Origin of the sequence: Lysinibacillus piscis (genome assembly GCF_026012395.1) — a bacterium.
GTDB lineage: Bacteria > Bacillota > Bacilli > Bacillales_A > Planococcaceae > Lysinibacillus > Lysinibacillus piscis.
In genome coordinates this window covers 597,572-615,285 of sequence record NZ_BRZA01000002.1, presented here as the reverse complement: position 1 = coordinate 615,285, position 17,714 = coordinate 597,572, and the positions used below count along the sequence as shown (strand labels likewise).

Here is a 17,714-nt window from a genome sequence, read left to right as displayed (position 1 = left end):
CCCTATCTATTCTAGCATATTCTCAACATCACACGTTTAATTTTTTCGTCGTACAATATACGCTGCAAATGCACGCAATAATTCTGCATCTACTTGTAATTCGTCAAGTGCTTGAATGGCTGCTTCATAATGCTCATTCAATTTCTGTTTTGCTCCATCTAATGTTAACAGTGCAGGATAAGTACTTTTATCACTCGCAACGTCTTTTCCTGCTGTTTTACCTAACTCCTCTGTCGTCCCTTCAATATCCAAAATATCATCTTGAATTTGGAAGGCAAGACCGATATGATGGGCATATCGCTTCAGCACATCACGTTCTTCTACTGTTGCATCTGCTAATACAGCTCCAGCCTCAATGCTAAAGCGTAGCAATGCGCCTGTTTTATTTATGTGTACATGCTCAAGCTCCGTTAGATTTAGTTGACGTTTTTCGCCCTCCATATCCAATACTTGACCACCAACCATACCTTCTGCACCCGCTGCAATACTTAATAAATTTACAAGCTCGATACGCTTGTCAGCAGTAATTTCCATACGGGCTAAAATACCGAAAGCAAGCGTATTCAATGCATCACCAGCTAAAATAGCAAGCGCTTCACCAAATACCTTATGATTCGTTAATTTACCACGACGAAAATCGTCATTATCCATACTTGGCAAATCATCATGAATAAGAGAATAGGTATGAATCATTTCAATGATAGCGCCAACCGTATAGCCCACTTCTTCATGTTTTTTATATAACTCTAAAACCGCTACTACAAATAACGGGCGAATCCTTTTCCCACCAGCTTTTAATGAATAAAGCATGGCATCCTTCAGCTGTTCAGGTGCTTCGATTTGCTCCACAAGCGCATACATCGTCTCTTCCACTTGTGGCACATTGTGAGCAATAAATTGTTGTAATGACACTTACATCTCTCCCTTTACTGGATCAAAAGCTGCGGTCTCGCCTGTCTCATGTACAATAGATACTAACTGTTCTTCCGCATGTTGTAGCTTGTTATGACAAAGCTGTGACAGCTCCATTCCTTGCTTGTATAAGTCAATCGCATTTTCTAGTGGCACATCACCCTGTTCTAGCTGACGTACAATATCCTCCAATGTTTGCATTGCCTCTGCGAATGATTGTTGTTTTTTCGTCATTGATCTTCTCCCCCATCCTTTAACACAATTTTCGTCACTTCCGCAGTAATCTCGCCATCATGAAACGCAATCGTGAGCTCATCCTGTAATTGTATGGTACTTGCAGACTTTAGCATGTGCTCGTTTTGATACGTCACTGTAAAACCTCTTGTTAAAATGGCTAGTGGATTCAATGCTTCAAGTGTTCGGACAGTCGCCTCAAACTGCTGCTGTTGATGGCGAATCGTTTGGGCTGTTGCCTGTGTTAATTGTTGTACACGTGTCGCCAGCTCTCGCTGATGAAAATGAAGTACCTTTTTCGGTGAATACTGTTCCACAGTACTGCGTAGCTTTTGCAACTGTGCTGCTTTTTTCATTACATCTACTTGCAATGCTCTTTGTAATCCTACCTCTAGCTGTATCAACCTTTCTGTAAATGGTCGATACAGACGTTCTGGCATTGCTAATGGGTATGATGCTTGTAGCTTCTGTAGACGTTGACGCTCTGTTAAAAGTTGCGCCCTAACCATCTGCTGAATTTGCGATTGCTGTGTGAATAATCGCTGCAACAGCTCCTGTTGTGCAGGAACAGCCATCTCAGCTGCCGCTGTTGGTGTTGGTGCACGTAAATCTGCCACATAATCTGCAATTGTCGTATCTGTTTCATGACCAACTGCACTAATAATAGGAATATGACTACTAAAAATCGCCCGTGCTACACTTTCTTCATTAAATGCCCATAAGTCTTCAATCGAGCCACCACCACGCCCAACAATAAGCACATCACATCTTGCTTCTTCGTTCGCCTGTTCGATACTACGCACAATACTTGGCGCAGCTTGTCCACCTTGTACAAGCGTCGGATAAATGAAAATCGTTGCCAATGGGTACCGTCTTTTTAAGGTTGTACAAATATCTCGAACTGCCGCACCTGTCGTGGAGGTAATCACACCAATTGTCTCAGGTAATTTTGGAATAGGCTGTTTCCATTCCGCTTTAAAAAGCCCTTCTTGTTGTAACTGCTCTTTAAGTTGATTAAAGGCTACAAATAAGCTGCCAATGCCATCTGGCTGCATTTCTTGCACATACAGTTGATATGTGCCATAGCCTTCATAGACATTGACATCCCCTCGTATAAATACTTGCATACCCTCTTTAGGTTCAAAAGCTAATTGACTAGCTGACGCTTTAAACATTGTGGAAGCAATCCGTGCACCATCATCTTTTAATGTGAAATAAATATGCCCAGACTGGTGAATTTTCACATTCGATAATTCCCCTTTTACATACACTTCACGTAAATGTGGGTCAGCGTCAAATTTGCGCTTAATATATTTTGTTAATGCTTTTACCGTTAAATAAGAAGCGGATGACATCTTTTCATGCTCCTTTGCTCAAAACTATATTTATCATACCATTTTTTTATCGTAAACAGCAGAAAAACCTCCACAATAACGATGGAGGCCTTTCATTTCAATTAATTTGTTTGTGCAAATGTATTTTCTGCTGCTTGCACTGTATTGAATAATAACATCGTAATTGTCATCGGCCCTACACCACCTGGCACTGGTGTAATATGAGAGGCAATGCCATCAACCTGTGCAAAGTCGACATCACCGCATAGTTTATTGTGCTCATCACGGTTAATGCCCACATCAATAACGACTGCCCCTTCTTTCACGTGTTCCTTTGTAATAAAGTTGGCACGTCCAACTGCGGCAATTAAAATATCAGCTTGTTTTGTGAAATATGGTAAATCAGGTGTTTTAGAATGTGTATACGTCACCGTTGCATCTTTTTGCAGTAGCAATTGCCCCATTGGTTTCCCCACAATATGACTGCGCCCTACAATCACCGCATGTTTGCCCGCAATGTCGATTCCTGAATACTCTAATAGCTTCATCACGCCAAATGGTGTACATGGTAAAAATGTTTCTTGTCCAAGCATCATTTTGCCAACACTTACTGGCGAGAAGCCATCTACGTCTTTTTCTACGGCAATGGTTGCAATGACTGTATCTTCATCAATATGCTTTGGTAATGGTAGTTGTACTAAAATACCATGAATATCTTCACGTTCATTTAAGTTTTGAATTTGTGTCAATAATTCTTCCTGTGTCGTTGCTTCTGGTAATTTCACAAGCTCAGAAAACATACCAATCGCTTCACAAGATTTTTGTTTATTACGCACATATGTAGCTGACGCTTGATTGTCTCCTACTAGAACAACCGCTAAGCCAGGTGTTAAGCCTCGCTCTTTTAGATGAGCCACACGCTTAGCTACTTCATTACGAATTTCTTGACCGATTTCTTGACCATTAATAATTGCTGACATATATTCTTGTACCCCTTCCATTTTTCACACATTTCTTTTAACAAGTCTTGTTATTGCTCTGTAAATTTAGAAAGTACACCATTGACAAATTTAGACGAACTATCGTCGCCAAATGTTTTGCAAAGTTCAATCGCTTCATTTAATACAACTCTTTTTGGTGTTTCTGGCATATATAAAATTTCATATACAGCTAGACGTAAAACGGTTCTTTCAATTTTTGGTAATCGTGCAAGTGACCATTTTTCTAAATGCTGTGTAATCGCCGCATCAATTTCCTCTAGATGTTCAGCCGTTCCAGTAACAATCTTTTCGTAGAATGTATTTGTCGGTTGCCCTTTAATATGGCTCATCGCTTCTTCCACTGTTAAATCGGTATTGTCTAGCTGAAACAATACTTGCAACGCTTTTTCACGCGCTTCATGTCGTTTCATGTAAAAGCTCTCCTTCATCAGTAACATTAGAATTTATCATAGCACAAATTCGTGTCAGAAACACGAATTCATGCAAGTTTTCAATAATCTGAAACCTTTTTCAAGCATTTTGTTGCTACTTTGTAGATATCCACAAAACGAAAGCGCTTTCTTTATTTTTCCAAACAAAATCTTTGACTATATAGTTACTATAGGGGTTATTGTAATACATGGACATTATATAGAACGTAGATTTTATCAATCCATTACGTTTGGAAGGAGAACTTTATGAGCAAACAACAATTACTCACATTAGCGATTTTATTATCCAATTTATTTATCGCCTTTTTAGGCATTGGCTTAGTCATCCCAGTTTTACCAACATTGATGAATGAGCTACATATCTCAGGCTCTATTGTCGGTTATATGGTAGCTGCCTTTGCCATTACACAGCTAATTGTGTCACCTATTGCGGGGAAGATGGTGGATAATCTCGGCCGAAAACCAATGATTGTCATGGGACTTTTCATTTTCGGATTATCTGAATTATTATTCGGGATTGGTCGTTCAGTAGAAATATTATTTATTTCACGTATGCTAGGTGGCGTCAGTGCCGCATTCATTATGCCAGCCGTAACTGCTTATATAGCAGATATTACGACAATGGCTCAACGTCCAAAGGCACTGGGCTATATGAGTGCAGCTATTAGCACAGGTTTTATTATTGGTCCTGGTATTGGTGGACTATTAGCAGAATTCGGTACACGCATACCCTTTTATACAGCAGGTGTACTTGGTTTCCTTGCCGCAACCCTGTCGTTCATATTATTAAAAGAACCAACACGTGCAACAGATGATCAAGAAGCCGCACCATCTATTTTTAGTAGCATTGGGCGTATTTTTAGTCCGATGTATTTGATTGCCTTTTTATTGATTTTTGTGCTGTCCTTTGGATTAGCTGCTTTTGAATCATTATTTAGCTTATTCGTTGATCATAAGTTCGCCTTTACATCAGCAGATATTGCCATCATTATTACAGGAAGCGGCATTGTGGGCGCTATTGCTCAATTAGTGCTCTTTGATTGGCTGACGAAAAAAATGGGAGAAATTAATGTTATCCGTTACTCTCTCGTTCTATCAGCAGTTCTTACATTTGTAATGACGCTTGTTCATCATTATTTTGCTATATTGTTCGTAACCTTCTTCTTATTTGTTGGTTTCGATCTTATACGACCTGCGATTACGTCCTATTTATCAAAAATTGCAGGCAATGAACAAGGCTTTGTCGGTGGGATGAACTCCATGTTTACAAGTTTAGGGAATATATTTGGTCCTATTATAGGTGGTATTTTATTTGATATCAATTTGAACTATCCATACTATTTTGCTGCCATTGTCTTAGTCATTGGGACGATTCTTGCATTCTTTTGGAAGAAACCAAAACATATTGAACTATAATCAAAAAAGCTCGCAAATCATGATGCGAGCTTTTTCTTTGTGACTTATTCTTGAATAGCTACTTCCTCTTTATCGAAATGAACACCTGTAATATGAACATTGACCTCAGCTGTTTCCAATGCTGTCATATTCAAAATTGCTTGACGAATTTGCGTTTGTACATCCTTCGCTACTTTCGGAATGGTATAACCATATTTTACTGAACAAAAGACATCAATGGCGATTTCTCCTGTCTCTGTTACACCTGATTTAATCCCTTTATTGTGTACTTTTTTACCAAAGCGCTCCACAACACCCGTTGCAATATTACCACGTGTCGCAGCCACACCCTCCACTTCATTCACAGCGATTCCAGCTACAATCTCGATAACCTCTGCAGCCACTTCAATTTTACCAAGTTCCTCTTTACCGGAAGGTGTTGGTTGTACAAAAGATTGTCCTATTTTTTCTGCCATATTGACTATCATCCTTTCTTCTACCCGTTACTACTATTATACTGCAATATGGCCATAATAGCGTATAGTTTCTGTTGTCTAAATTTTAGCTCTCCTATTCATATAGTTAATAAAACCTAATTCAAAGCTGAAGTAATAGACTTTATCAGACATAACGAGTATACTTTAATATTTAATAAATGTAGGGCTTATATTTATGATGAAATTTCATGTGTGCAAGTCCTTTTATTATGTGTTTATACGGTCAATTGAAAACTCCTAGCATTGATTAAATCATCTTCATGAATGATTTTCCCTAGCGAATTGAATCTCATTACTATCCACGAAGCATTTTCGGAAGAACTGTTACACTTAATTTGACAAAGTATCATAAAAAAGAGTAGTAATGGTAGTATCTTCAAAATATACTTTGAGGTACTGTCCATTTACTACTCTCTATGTGTACTTGTCACTAAAATATATAAATATACTATTTTAAATTTCTAATTGTTTTAAAATATTTAGTATTTTAGTTTTTGTAGAATGACCTACTAAATTTCCATATTGAAGATCCTTTGTTGCACGTGCACTAAACTCAGCAATCCAATCTCTCTGACCAAATTTATCTGCATTCGTTTCATACATACTGAAATTTTTCGCAACTGGCATTGACGATAGTTGGGCTGCTTGTTTGATATAATCAGTTGCTCTACCATAATCAAACGTTAAGCTCATAAGCTCCTTCAAAGAAATGGCTCCTGCTTTATGAAGTGAATTTGCGATTTCTTTCATTTCATCAAATGTGGCATTTCGCACATCATATGTTTGCGAAAGTTCTTCCCAAACATTTTCATTCGTAGCAGCGGGTATTATGTCGTTCGTCTCTTGAATTGAAAATACAATATGTTGTGACGGCGTTTCCAAACGCTGACTAGTAGTAGACCAAGAACTAGGTTGTGAAGAAGTAATTATGTTTAGCATTCTATTTCCATCCTCTCTCATAACGATATTTATTTAATATACATTGAATCAAATATTTTATTCCATGGAGAATTCGTAGATTTATTTTCATAATAGAAAGAACCATTTTTATAGCCACTAGCATTTCAGAAAACAAAATAATCATCTATACTATTATCGCCATTAACGTCGATAAATTGAGTATCAATCTGTGTTAATTTTGCATTATTCATTATGTAAAGACGAATCATTAAAAGAGCCTTTAATATCTGAATTTAATGATGTTAATTCTAGCTCTGGAATTTTAACAAGCCCAAAATCAGATATTTTAGCTACAATTACATCTTCATATCTTATTAGTAGTGCATTGTAAGGACTAATATCTCTATGAAGATAGCCTTTTGAATGAATATATTTAACAGCTTTTAATACTTGAAAACATATGTTTTTCCTTTGTAGAGTAGAAAGAGGGTCGTTATTTTTTAATATATATTCATATAATGTATAATCCATACATTCCATAATGTATTCGTTTTTATCGTTGTTATATCTATAAACTTCTACAATATAAGGTGAATGCATTTTTTGCATTTCTGTAAATTCATTTTTAAATCTAATTAATTCTTTCTGGTCTAAATCTTTTTTTGCTCTTTTAACAATAACGGTGTAGTTTAGTTGAATAACAACATGGGTTTTTGTAGTAAAATAGTAGACGATAGGTGCATCTTCATCTTTTCAGGAAAATGGGATGGGCTATCGTTTAGTTAGGAGGTAGAGGTTTTGGCTGTTTTGGCTGTTTATGGTGTTTGGGGCGTTTTGATTTTGATAGTTGCCATAATTTTATTTTGGTCGACTGGATTACCGAAGATTAAAAGTAAAAAATTATCATTTGTGATGATTAGTTTGGGATTGAATGTAATCGCAACTCCATTGGCTTTTTTTATAGGTGGAATGGCAACAGCCTCCCCGACCAGCACTACAAATGATTTTTGGACAGGATTTCTAATCGTACAGGGAATACCCATTTTAATACTAATAATTGGAATTTCAAAATGGTTTATCATTGACAGAAGAAAAAATAAATAAGTATATCAATTACGCCCCAGCGTAATTGCGTCTGGATTTTTTTCGAGTTCACTCGTATAAAGGAAGTTAGCCTAAAAGCATCACATCCTGTGACAACGGCTTGTTACTGTCGCTGCGTTGTACTACGCTTTCGTACAGAAAACATTAACTGACCTACATCGTGTAGGCCCTCAAAATCCATGACACACGGTTTTTCTGTGCGAAAGCGGAGTGAAACGCAGCGTCAGCACCTGTTTTTCTGTACCGAAAGCGTTAGCGTCAGGTACAACATCCGCCGGGGCTTTTATCTTGATTCAGTGGGCATTTGGACACCCACTGAATGGCGTAAAAACTGGCATTCATGGGGCTGTCTAATAAGTCTCTTTTATAACAAAATCACTTGAATTTAAAATGCCGAAACGCTGTAAAATCAACGTTTCGGCATTTTATATTTAGGCTCAAATACCCCGTTTGGGACAGCCTCTCTTCTGTTGAATCAAGATAAATAGTAATAATTAATTAGGTTTAAAAAGACAAGTTTGTGAAGAAATCTACTTAAACTATAGGAGTGCTTTACTTCAATAAGAACAGGGCTTGCGTCTATAATTAATTTTTATATATGCAAGTCCTTTTGTTATGGTATCAACACGTATACGAACGTCTTTCCAAAAGTTTCTCTCTATCCATCCGTTATCGTAAAGTCGATTTAAAATAGCTTTAATGACACGTAAACGGCTTTGTTTCGATACATCTGAAATATCCCTAAGCTTGCAAGCCAACCAAATATAGACTTCAATTTAATGTCATCTACGTATTCAATTTTCATTGCATCTACTAAACGTTTAAAAGTATAATATATTCGCTGATTGTAGCCTTACGAACGCCCGACAGACGCATTTGTTCTTTCACAATTAACAAAGCACTATTAATTTCTACACCTTTCTTACCCTCATGTAATTCAGCTACATCAATCATTAGCTTTGGTGGAGTAATCAGTATCGTATCTTCCTCTTTAAACGTACCCTCAAAACTTGGTAGCTGTATAGCTTCTGTCACATCCTCTAAATCAAAAATCCCTGTACGCTGACCTTTTCTAGCCAAATAAAAAACCTCCTAACAATTGAATGCTAGAAGGTAATTTTATTGCGATATTTGGAATGCATTCTATTCCCTAAATCCACAAACACTTACTTCGCTTTCTCAGCCACACCCAAAACATCATTCTCTTCTAGGAACTTCGTATTGAATTGCGCCGATTTGAAAACGTCATTGTTCATCAACGCTTGGTGGAACGGAATTGTTGTTTTAGGGAAAAATTTCAAATGTTTGATTTGCATATCATTGTTGATATTACAAGGTTTATATTTAAACTTGGGATAAAGTAAATATGGAACAGAAATTCCTTACCTTTAATAATAGATAATATACACTATTTATATGGGTTTTTACAATAGATATAGATTGTCATATCGTGCCGTTTTCTGAATCGGTGGATGGAAGTGTTAGAGGTAGGGGTCAAAACAAAATGTGCCTTTCATCGGAATCGCTTACTAGGGGCAGGGCATACCACTTCTATCCTCACAATCTATACAACTCCATAGAAGCGCTCCTGTGACGTTCTGATACTAGCTGACCTTCACATATTAAACTCTCTCATGGAACGCTGACAGGGGCTTACATGAAGCCACAGACACATGATAAGTCACCTATATCACATTCAAAATAAAACTGTGATTTTACTTGTCAATCCATAAAATTTTAATGTGCCGTAAAGCCCTATAAATTAAGGTTTTCGTCTGAATATACCTAAACGTAACCTTCGGAAAATCAACTAAATTTCTTCAATACGTCACTGATTGCAATTGCTAAAAAATCTGATTTCTTGATTCTATGAAGCTCACAAAAAGCGTCTAGTTGCTCTATAAGCTCATCCTGAATGACGAATGTCTTCTTTGCTTGTGCTACCTGTAGGAACACTTTGAATAACTTCTAAGATGGCTATAGCACCACCTGAATCATTCTCCACTGTACCTTTAGCTAGTTGTTGTTGTGCTAGGTGCTTTAATATCATGATTTCTTCTTGTGTAAATTCATGAGTAATATCTGTATTATCATCAGTAATATCATTAGTATTCTTTTCTTCTACATCAATTGTATCAACATCGGTAATATCAATATTACTATTAACACCATATTCCATGATTAACCACAAAGAGCGATTCCTATAATCCTTTGATTCATCCATTAGAACATACCGCCATTTTCGTTCAGCACTATCGTATTCATAGCCCATTGAAGAAAGCACATGCTTTAGCTTCTTCTCACCAATACCGATTTCTTTCGCTATCTGTTTCATGTTCATTGCTTCATGTGCTTGCTCTATCTCTAGTATCGTACTGTCTAATGTTAGCATTGTTGCACCTTCCCTCTTTACATATTACTCTTTATTACCAAAAGAATAAGAGCATATCAATGATGATATACCCTTAATTCACTAGAAGAATGATATGCTCTTAATGCTATTTTCAATTGATTCCTCTGTAATACCTATGTAGCGTAGTGTAGTCTTTTGTGATGAATGGTTGAATATCTCCATCAATGATGCTACGTCCTTTGTTGCTTGATAGTATGTGTAGCCGAATGTCTTACGCATTGTATGTGTGCCAATTGAATGGTTATCTATCATGTCACCTGCTTTGGCAATGATACGGTATGCTTGTGTTGTTGTGATGTGACTATCGCCTTTACGACTTGGAAACAGATAGACAGTACCTTGTGGCAATGTTTCAATGTAGTCTGCAATGTCTGCCATCAAGTTGTTAAGATATACTGTACGCTCCTTCTTTGTTTTTCCTTCTCTAATCTTAAACGAGCTTTTCCCTTTCACTTGTTCTACCTTCAAAGCTACTAAGTCACCACAACGTAAGCCTGTTGAGATACCTAGCTTAAATAGTAATTGGTCACGTAATCCATTTTGTGACATTCCTAACGCTTCGATTAATTCATTAATTTCCTGCTTACTTTTTATGGGTTGTACATCTATCAACATGCCTTTCTTTTCATTCAAATTAGCCATAATTTTATCCCTTCTTCAATGTATGCTTTTTTTATTATTTTTAAAATATCATACATTCAAACAAGTATCAATAATGAAATGCCTTTATACCAAGGTTTTATATGTATGCTAACTACAAAAAGAATACATTCAATTAATCTTACAAATTCATTCGTACACCTTATCGTTAAATGATACATACTTACAGCTTTATTACATTGCTATTCAATCAAATAGGAATATACGTTCCATTTTAATAAGAATCACTATTTTTTAATAATTCAGTTGAAACCATCATCATTAGTCAATGGTTATGTATGTTTCCCTGTGTTTTGATTGATTGGACTAGTAGCGGTTTAGCCCTTATCGTATCGCATAAGGTAACAAGAAATTTTTTTTGTTACAAACTTATAAGAAATATTTTATAAATTTGAAACTTTCTACATTTTTCACCGTATATAAAAATGAATTTGATTTTTACAATTCAAACTATGGGCAATTAATCATTTTGTTCAACATGATTGAAGTAATTATTTAATTCAACTTATATATCGAAAGGTGGAATTTATCATGTTTTTTTCAAGTACTAACCCCAAATTTGAAATCCTAAGAGCCAAAGATAATCAATACTACTTTGTGCTAAAAGCTCCTAATGGTGAGATTATTGCAACAAGTGAAACCTACACAACAAAAGAAAACTGTAAAAATGGTATTAATTCAGTCATAGTAAATGCACCAAAAGCAACTGTTGTTGACTATTCTAGTTTATAGAATTATTAACAAAAATATTTATCATTCAAGACAACAACATTCTAAAGGACTTGTGTATGACTCCTGCACAAGTTCTTTTCACGCTTACCAACTTGCTAGTAAACCCTTTAACATGGCTCACATAACGCTCCATTTTCACCATCCACCAAGTTGTCGTGACTGCATTAAAGCACCTCATAGCGTGACTGTGAGCTTCTGACATGACAACAAAAAAAGATAGAGCTGTTCGCCCTATCTCCTATGTAACCTATTCATTGTCTATCAGCCAATCTAATTTCTTTTCAGCGTCATCAATATCTACTTTCCCATCAAAATTCCAATCGTTAGGGTCATAGGAATCACGCTCACCAAAATTCCAATCATAGATAAGGATTATTACAACTAAAACAAAACCAATAAGTAATAATGTGCCACAACCTAACTTTTGAGGTGAATCGTTATTGTTTTCCACTTCTGTTTTTCCATTCACTTTTCTTTGTTCCATCCTTTCGTTGAATATCCTCTGTTGGTCTGCCTTAACTTCATCTTTAATACTCATAGTTCACCTCAATATTTTTCTTCAATTGGTTTATTCTCTTTACATTTTTCTCCATCAGCCACTTGATTAGATTGAGCATATTCGAGAGCTTGCATAATTCCAAGTATGTATTGCTTCCCTTCGTCATTTAGCTTCTTAAAACTACTCTCTAATTGCTTATATTTATCTTCATTCTCCATAATACCCCTCCCTAGCAAACCTTATGAGAGTATTATATAATTTCATAGAGAGTGATTCAACTCTATTTTAATTATATTTACTTTCAAAGTGAGTGAATATGTGATATTTTGAATACAATAATGAGGTGATAAATATGTCTATAACTATCAATCAGCGTGTTAAACAGATACGCACAGCACTTAACCTGTCACAAGCGAAATTCGCTACTGCCATTTCAATTTCTAATAGCCATATAGCAGGCATTGAGTTAGAACATCGCAAGGTAAATGACCGCATCATCAGACTAATTTGTATCACTTTCAATGTGAATGAAAATTGGCTCAAAAGTGGTGAAGGCGATATGTTCAAAAACCCTGCTGATACTAAGTTTGAAATGGCAATGAATGTTTTTAAAGAGCTGAATCCTGATTATCAAGAATTTGTTTTAAAGCAAATTGATGAGCTATTGAAGATTCAAAACAAGAAGTAGGGCTATCCTTTGTTGGTAGCTCCTATTGTCTACACACTCGATATGTTATACTTAAACGCTCATACAGGCTCTGTAACCACCTAAAAATGAACATAAGCTTACTCATATTGTTACTTACAGGACGTGTATTGACTTTAAAAATCCATCTGAGAGCTGATTTTCAATTTATCTGGGAACACACGCTCTAGTAACTACTAAACAGCCTCTGTGTGAACGATTCCTCTGCTTAACTAACCAATGTTAACAAGGTCAGAATTACGTTATAGCTAAATCACATTTCTTAATCTAGAATAGAAAGATAAAGATGAATTTTATAAAGGAGGCTACTTGGATGACTTCTACTACAATTAAAGTAGGTAGCAACTTTAACATTGAAGCAGTAGAAAAAACATTTTCCCAACTCTTCCACGTCTATAAACAACTTGAGGAAGAAGGAAAGCACACATTAAAACTCGCTCTAAATCAAGAAAATATCAAGATACACACAATTTTATCAAGGGTTAAAGAAAAAGATTCATTCTTGAAAAAAATTGAAGAAAAACAGACTACTAACCCTTTTGAAGATATTACTGATATTGTTGGTTTAAGAGTTGTTTGCTTATTCTTATCGGATATTGAAAAAATTACAAAAGTAATCAATAATAATTTTGAAATCATTTTAGAGGATAACAAAATCACTGACCCTTCTAATTTCAATATGTTTGGTTATATGTCTGCACATTATATTGTAAAGATTAAGCAACACTTCAAAGGTTCTAGATATGATTCAATAAAGAATATAGCATTTGAAATTCAAGTAAGAACAATTTCAATGGATGCTTGGGCAAATATTTCACACTTCCTAGAGTACAAAAGTGACAACGATATTCCACCTGAGCTCAAACGTGATTTCAATGCTCTCAGTGGTCTTTTCTATGTTGCAGATACTCACTTTGAAATGTTTTACAAAGAACGTCAAGAAAACACCATATCTATTTCAGAAGATATTGAAGGTATAGTAAAGAAAAGTAACAATCACGAAGATATAGCGTTAAACTTAGATAGTTTAACCCTATATTTAACTAATAAATTTTCAAATCGACCTCACGCAAATAGTAAAATTGTATCGCACTTTGTATCCGAATTACTTAAGAGTGGCTATACTACAATTCAAACACTCGATATGCTGATAGAAAAAGGTTTCGAAGCCTCCTTAAAATTTGAAGTCGATAAATTCGGTAAGCCACACTATACTGATGTTGGATTTACACGTCTTATATTAACTATTGCAGATAATAACTACAGAACTATAATAAATCCACATGTAGAAGATTCTGAATTAACACCATATCAAATGTTAATAAATAAATAAACTATTTTTCCGAGTACATCACACCTAAGCGATGTGCTCTTTTTTATTATAGGCTAGCTAGAAACCCTACTTCTCTCAAAGATTGCTGAACGCTCCTCACGTATAGTCACTTTAACTCTAAAGAGTACAAGAATGATGCACTTTGCAGACTTTTCAAATCATTTTCACCGCAACTTCATAATGATATATTCACACATACAGCAATACTACTCCATACATACTATCCTACTCCCTAGCTGTACTGCTGTTAAGGGCTAGAAGTAATAATACATCTAAGTGGAATCCTCATGAGCTACCTTTAAGTTTCGATTTCATACGCTTTATTGTACTTTCAGAACAACTTAATAGCTCTGCAAGCTCCTTATTCTTCAATTCGGGCTGTTGCTCCATTAGCCTATTCAAAGCCATCATGCGTTCATCTGACAGCTCCCTACGTGATTCTTGATACTCAGCCATTGGTCGAATACCATTTTCCCTTCTCTTAGCTTCTTTATGCTTCTGCTCTCGTTCCTTTTTGACTTGCTTACTAATAATTGTTGTAAGCTGTCTCTGCTGTTCTAACGTGATATTCAAATCAGCTATCAGTGTAGTATTAGTCATTTTATATGCCACTTGGTTCACTGAATTTATTGCCCCTCTTATTCTCGAGTCAGGCAATGGTTTATAGAAGCTTGCGTTGATACGTTGCAAATTTCGTTCAATCATCTTATCATCCATCCCTACTGCTTTAGTGCAAATAGCATAGTTGAACAATAAAGTCTTACGGTTCACTACAGGTTGAATTTCAAGAAGTTTCTCAAAATCTTTCAAACGTGCTTGATTCAAGCTATATTCTGTTAATAAATGACTAACAGCTTTTTTATCACCCTTTTTCTTCTTAGTCTTCGGGGTAACGACTTCCTCATTTATCACTTTCGGTTTACTAGGAAGCTCAGGTAAAAGAAACTCCTTCATTTCTCCAATTGAGTAACGAGCATCTCTTAAATACTCTGCTCGTATAATACCACCTGTTCTCGAAGAAATACTTCCTGCTAAACGAAAAATTTGTGTGACCGATTTAGCTTTATTATCAGAATGAAGATGTTGAAATCTCTCATATATTTCATTTTGCATACGAAGCCACAATTTGAGATAACGGTCATGCTTCATATATTCCATTAACCAAATAAGCTGTAGACCACGCCCACTATGAATAATAATATTTGGTGGCAATATGACCTCATTTGCTATCATTTCATCAATTTGATAACGTGCTTCAATTAAATCCATTCCCTCTTTATAGAAATCTAAATCGGTATAGAGTGCATTAAGTCTTACACAATCTTTTGATACCCTCTTATAGCTCTTAAAAGTATTTAAGGAAAAATACACATCCTTCCCTAACCATTCACTTTGAGGAATCTCATAGTAGATTGCTTTCCCTATTCTACTTACCATCTTAGGTTGTTCTTCTGTGAGTTGAATTAACTGAGCAAAACGTTTATTATCTCCATGTACAAATTGAAGTAAATCAATAGCAGATATTGCACTAGGATTTGTGTCGAAACAGTTGTGAGTAAAGTGATACATTTTTATTTCTCCTTTTGTTCGCTTACGCCTGCTACAAAAGGGGCTTTACCATATATATTGAAATAACTTCAAACAAAAAAACACTTCTAAACTATTGTTTAAAAGTGTCTTTCTAATTGTTATTGTCTTTTCAAATAGACACGTATAACAAGATAGACAGCCTTAGTATAGTTCAATAAATTTACATAACAAAAAGCCCTATTGGCAGGGTATTTTTTTCGTATTTTATTATTTATCTATACTAGGCACATGCTCTATTAAAAGAGCGTCTGTTTGCTGTAAATGCCTAAAAAATCATATTACTATTATTGTACATCAAATTATTATCAATTGAAAGCCCTCCAACCAAAAATACCAATTTTCTCAATTGATTCTATATTTGAGGTCAATAACTATTTATTCTACTCTCCAAGAGTATTCAAATCTTCATAATAAAAACACGCCACCTCTTGAAAGATTAGCGTGTTTGACTTATCTATATTAGCTTTCTGTCTTTATCTTCATCAATATCAATCTCTACTGCCTCTACAATCTCAAAGCTCTCCACACTAGTTAACATCATTGTTTGACCATCACTTGTTGTAATAACAATGCTGTCAATGTTCCCCTGTGCTGTTGTAAATTCATTGAATCCTTCAAAATCATGCGGTACTGAAAAAGTAACTTTGTAATCTATCATCGGTTGTTCGCTCCCTTTGTCTTCCATATCATAGAAATATTTAAGCATCAAATGTAAATCTTCCTTTGTTAGCTCAATTGACCCCATCCTAAAAGGCGGTTGACTACTATAGACTGCATACTTATCGAATGTAACTACGTTGTATATGGCATTGTAGCGAGCATGAAGCTCATATAAACCATAGTTTGCTGTATTGATAATTTTTGACATTGTATCCCCCTCATAAGTAATCTCTTAAATCTTTCGCTACTTCATCCACTGATAACCCTAGATAAGCAGTCGTAGTAGCGAGAGACTTATGTGATAATGCCTTACTGATTAACGCTACATTTGCGCCTTTTCTTAGCAGATTAGTTGCATATAACCTGCGTATGGCGTGAGGGTTAATGTCTTTTAAATGATATTTTTTTGCATAGTAGGATAGCCTTTTTGATATGGTGCAAGTTGATTTTTCTGTAATAAGTGATTCACCAAATTTATTAATAAAAATATATTTATTGCGTTTTCTATAATGACTTCGAATTTTATTGTTTTGTGCAATCAACCGCTTCAAAAAGCGTTCTAATTCATCATCAATAGGAAGCTTTAATGCCTCCCTCCCTTTCATAATGTCTCCCTCAATCATTAGTAACTGATTATCAAAATCAATATGCTTCTCTTCTAATCGCACTAATGTATTCACTCTCAAACCACATTTATAAATTGTTAAAACAGCTACTGCGTCACGAAAATGAATGAAGTTGCTCATATCAAAAGTAGACAATAAAATAGCTAAATTATTTTCATTGGCAGGGGGCTTAATTTTGCCATCTACCTTTATTTTTACATCTTTCCAAAATCGCTTTTCTATCCATCCATTGTCAAACATGCGATTTAGTATTGCCTTTACAACACGTAGTTTACTTTGCTTTGTAATATCTTTGATGTTCCCTAAAGAAGCAATAAAACCAAACAATGTTTCCAAAGAAATTTCGTCTACATATTCAATATTCATGTTTTTCAACATGCGAGTAAAAATATAATCATATTCGCCAATTGTTCGCTTCCGAATACCTGACAGTCGCATTTGCTCTTTGACAATCATTAAAGCTGAATGGGCGCTAATACGATTACCTTTTAATCGAACAGAATTAACATCCACCACAATGGATGGTGCTATTATAAGTGGTTCGTCATTCTCATTTTTAGGATTCATTTTTTTCAGCTCAATGGGACTTATATGTTCTAAATCAAATATCCCTGTCCTCTGCTTATTTTTAGACATAAAAAAACCTCCAACCTAAATAAATTTAGTTAGAGGTAAAAAATTTCGGAT

At 35.4% G+C, this 17,714-nt stretch carries 21 protein-coding genes; 5 read left to right on the top strand and 16 right to left on the bottom strand.

Annotation, left to right across the window (positions count from 1 at the left end; translation table 11 throughout):
* Positions 1–36: 36 nt before the first annotated feature.
* From OPF91_RS09580 to nusB, 5 genes are all read right to left on the bottom strand, one after another.
* Complete coding sequence (locus OPF91_RS09580) at positions 37–912, bottom strand: polyprenyl synthetase family protein (protein ID WP_373877041.1); 876 nt, start codon at positions 910–912, stop codon at positions 37–39.
* A complete protein-coding gene (gene xseB / locus OPF91_RS09575; protein ID WP_264988524.1) occupies positions 913–1,146 on the bottom strand; it encodes an exodeoxyribonuclease VII small subunit in 234 nt (77 codons plus the stop codon).
* On the bottom strand, positions 1,143–2,501 hold the full coding sequence (xseA, locus tag OPF91_RS09570) for an exodeoxyribonuclease VII large subunit (RefSeq protein ID WP_264988523.1): 1,359 nt from the start codon (positions 2,499–2,501) through the stop codon (positions 1,143–1,145). The genes xseB and xseA overlap by 4 nt, the downstream gene beginning before the upstream one ends.
* A 101-nt stretch (positions 2,502–2,602) precedes the next feature.
* Positions 2,603–3,460: a bifunctional methylenetetrahydrofolate dehydrogenase/methenyltetrahydrofolate cyclohydrolase FolD gene (gene folD / locus OPF91_RS09565; protein ID WP_264988522.1), complete on the bottom strand. Its 858-nt coding sequence runs from the start codon at positions 3,458–3,460 to the stop codon at positions 2,603–2,605.
* 50 nt (positions 3,461–3,510) lie between these two features.
* Positions 3,511–3,891, bottom strand: coding sequence for a transcription antitermination factor NusB (gene nusB / locus OPF91_RS09560; protein ID WP_264988521.1), 381 nt, complete (start codon positions 3,889–3,891; stop codon positions 3,511–3,513).
* Positions 3,892–4,158: 267 nt separating this feature from the next.
* Between nusB and OPF91_RS09555 the strand changes: the two genes are divergently transcribed.
* Entirely contained in the window at positions 4,159–5,328 is a 1,170-nt protein-coding gene (locus tag OPF91_RS09555; RefSeq protein ID WP_264988520.1) for an MFS transporter, read from the top strand.
* Between the two features lie 44 nt (positions 5,329–5,372).
* Here OPF91_RS09555 and OPF91_RS09550 read toward each other — a convergent pair whose 3' ends face one another.
* From OPF91_RS09550 to OPF91_RS09540, 3 genes are all read right to left on the bottom strand, one after another.
* Positions 5,373–5,783 (bottom strand): Asp23/Gls24 family envelope stress response protein, encoded by a 411-nt coding sequence (locus tag OPF91_RS09550; RefSeq protein WP_264988519.1) that lies wholly within the window; start codon positions 5,781–5,783, stop codon positions 5,373–5,375.
* Between the two features lie 474 nt (positions 5,784–6,257).
* Positions 6,258–6,743, bottom strand: a complete 486-nt coding sequence (locus tag OPF91_RS09545) for a hypothetical protein (protein WP_264988518.1) — start codon at positions 6,741–6,743, stop codon at positions 6,258–6,260.
* 204 nt (positions 6,744–6,947) lie between these two features.
* On the bottom strand, positions 6,948–7,382 hold the full coding sequence (locus OPF91_RS09540; RefSeq protein ID WP_264989136.1) for a protein kinase family protein: 435 nt from the start codon (positions 7,380–7,382) through the stop codon (positions 6,948–6,950).
* Positions 7,383–7,502: 120 nt separating this feature from the next.
* On the opposite strand from OPF91_RS09540, the gene OPF91_RS09535 reads away from it, so the two are divergent.
* Positions 7,503–7,808, top strand: a complete 306-nt coding sequence (locus tag OPF91_RS09535; RefSeq protein ID WP_264988517.1) for a hypothetical protein — start codon at positions 7,503–7,505, stop codon at positions 7,806–7,808.
* An 813-nt stretch (positions 7,809–8,621) separates the two neighbouring features.
* On the opposite strand, the gene OPF91_RS09530 is transcribed toward OPF91_RS09535, so the two are convergent.
* From OPF91_RS09530 to OPF91_RS09520, 3 genes are all read right to left on the bottom strand, one after another.
* Positions 8,622–8,888 (bottom strand): hypothetical protein, encoded by a 267-nt coding sequence (locus OPF91_RS09530; protein ID WP_264988516.1) that lies wholly within the window; start codon positions 8,886–8,888, stop codon positions 8,622–8,624.
* Between the two features lie 826 nt (positions 8,889–9,714).
* Positions 9,715–10,200, bottom strand: coding sequence for a phage antirepressor KilAC domain-containing protein (locus OPF91_RS09525; RefSeq protein ID WP_264988515.1), 486 nt, complete (start codon positions 10,198–10,200; stop codon positions 9,715–9,717).
* 81 nt (positions 10,201–10,281) lie between these two features.
* Positions 10,282–10,863, bottom strand: a complete 582-nt coding sequence (locus OPF91_RS09520; protein ID WP_264988514.1) for a tyrosine-type recombinase/integrase — start codon at positions 10,861–10,863, stop codon at positions 10,282–10,284.
* A gap of 549 nt (positions 10,864–11,412) precedes the next feature.
* Here OPF91_RS09520 and OPF91_RS09515 point away from each other — a divergent pair.
* Positions 11,413–11,613, top strand: a complete 201-nt coding sequence (locus OPF91_RS09515; protein ID WP_264988513.1) for a YegP family protein — start codon at positions 11,413–11,415, stop codon at positions 11,611–11,613.
* A 247-nt stretch (positions 11,614–11,860) separates the two neighbouring features.
* Here OPF91_RS09515 and OPF91_RS09510 read toward each other — a convergent pair whose 3' ends face one another.
* Positions 11,861–12,151, bottom strand: coding sequence for a hypothetical protein (locus tag OPF91_RS09510; RefSeq protein ID WP_264988512.1), 291 nt, complete (start codon positions 12,149–12,151; stop codon positions 11,861–11,863).
* Positions 12,152–12,159: 8 nt separating this feature from the next.
* Entirely contained in the window at positions 12,160–12,330 is a 171-nt protein-coding gene (locus OPF91_RS09505; protein WP_264988511.1) for a hypothetical protein, read from the bottom strand.
* Between the two features lie 134 nt (positions 12,331–12,464).
* Here OPF91_RS09505 and OPF91_RS09500 point away from each other — a divergent pair, with 134 nt between their 5' ends.
* Positions 12,465–12,800, top strand: coding sequence for a helix-turn-helix domain-containing protein (locus tag OPF91_RS09500; protein WP_264988510.1), 336 nt, complete (start codon positions 12,465–12,467; stop codon positions 12,798–12,800).
* A 331-nt stretch (positions 12,801–13,131) separates the two neighbouring features.
* Positions 13,132–14,151 (top strand): GTP pyrophosphokinase, encoded by a 1,020-nt coding sequence (locus OPF91_RS09495; protein ID WP_264988509.1) that lies wholly within the window; start codon positions 13,132–13,134, stop codon positions 14,149–14,151.
* 285 nt (positions 14,152–14,436) lie between these two features.
* Here OPF91_RS09495 and OPF91_RS09490 read toward each other — a convergent pair whose 3' ends face one another.
* The 3 genes from OPF91_RS09490 to OPF91_RS09480 all read right to left on the bottom strand — a co-directional run bounded on the left by OPF91_RS09490 (position 14,437) and on the right by OPF91_RS09480 (position 17,663).
* Positions 14,437–15,720 (bottom strand): hypothetical protein, encoded by a 1,284-nt coding sequence (locus OPF91_RS09490; RefSeq protein ID WP_264988508.1) that lies wholly within the window; start codon positions 15,718–15,720, stop codon positions 14,437–14,439.
* Positions 15,721–16,195: 475 nt separating this feature from the next.
* Complete coding sequence (locus tag OPF91_RS09485) at positions 16,196–16,609, bottom strand: hypothetical protein (protein WP_264988507.1); 414 nt, start codon at positions 16,607–16,609, stop codon at positions 16,196–16,198.
* 10 nt (positions 16,610–16,619) lie between these two features.
* The gene (locus tag OPF91_RS09480) at positions 16,620–17,663 is read right to left on the bottom strand and encodes a tyrosine-type recombinase/integrase (protein ID WP_264988506.1); all 1,044 of its coding nucleotides are present in this window, start codon (positions 17,661–17,663) and stop codon (positions 16,620–16,622) included.
* Between the last annotated feature and the right edge of the window lie 51 nt (positions 17,664–17,714).

Bases quoted from the DNA above. Each gene is read 5' to 3' on its own strand.
- xseB (WP_264988524.1), bottom strand. From the start codon at position 1,146: ATGACGAAAAAACAACAATCATTCGCAGAGGCAATGCAAACATTGGAG.
- xseA (WP_264988523.1), bottom strand. From the start codon at position 2,501: ATGTCATCCGCTTCTTATTTAACGGTAAAAGCATTAACAAAATATATT.
- folD (WP_264988522.1), bottom strand. From the start codon at position 3,460: ATGTCAGCAATTATTAATGGTCAAGAAATCGGTCAAGAAATTCGTAAT.
- nusB (WP_264988521.1), bottom strand. From the start codon at position 3,891: ATGAAACGACATGAAGCGCGTGAAAAAGCGTTGCAAGTATTGTTTCAG.
- OPF91_RS09555 (WP_264988520.1), top strand. From the start codon at position 4,159: ATGAGCAAACAACAATTACTCACATTAGCGATTTTATTATCCAATTTA.
- OPF91_RS09550 (WP_264988519.1), bottom strand. From the start codon at position 5,783: ATGGCAGAAAAAATAGGACAATCTTTTGTACAACCAACACCTTCCGGT.
- OPF91_RS09545 (WP_264988518.1), bottom strand. From the start codon at position 6,743: ATGCTAAACATAATTACTTCTTCACAACCTAGTTCTTGGTCTACTACT.
- OPF91_RS09525 (WP_264988515.1), bottom strand. From the start codon at position 10,200: ATGCTAACATTAGACAGTACGATACTAGAGATAGAGCAAGCACATGAA.
- OPF91_RS09520 (WP_264988514.1), bottom strand. From the start codon at position 10,863: ATGGCTAATTTGAATGAAAAGAAAGGCATGTTGATAGATGTACAACCC.
- OPF91_RS09515 (WP_264988513.1), top strand. From the start codon at position 11,413: ATGTTTTTTTCAAGTACTAACCCCAAATTTGAAATCCTAAGAGCCAAA.
- OPF91_RS09510 (WP_264988512.1), bottom strand. From the start codon at position 12,151: ATGAGTATTAAAGATGAAGTTAAGGCAGACCAACAGAGGATATTCAAC.
- OPF91_RS09505 (WP_264988511.1), bottom strand. From the start codon at position 12,330: ATGGAGAATGAAGATAAATATAAGCAATTAGAGAGTAGTTTTAAGAAG.
- OPF91_RS09500 (WP_264988510.1), top strand. From the start codon at position 12,465: ATGTCTATAACTATCAATCAGCGTGTTAAACAGATACGCACAGCACTT.
- OPF91_RS09495 (WP_264988509.1), top strand. From the start codon at position 13,132: ATGACTTCTACTACAATTAAAGTAGGTAGCAACTTTAACATTGAAGCA.
- OPF91_RS09490 (WP_264988508.1), bottom strand. From the start codon at position 15,720: ATGTATCACTTTACTCACAACTGTTTCGACACAAATCCTAGTGCAATA.
- OPF91_RS09485 (WP_264988507.1), bottom strand. From the start codon at position 16,609: ATGTCAAAAATTATCAATACAGCAAACTATGGTTTATATGAGCTTCAT.
- OPF91_RS09480 (WP_264988506.1), bottom strand. From the start codon at position 17,663: ATGTCTAAAAATAAGCAGAGGACAGGGATATTTGATTTAGAACATATA.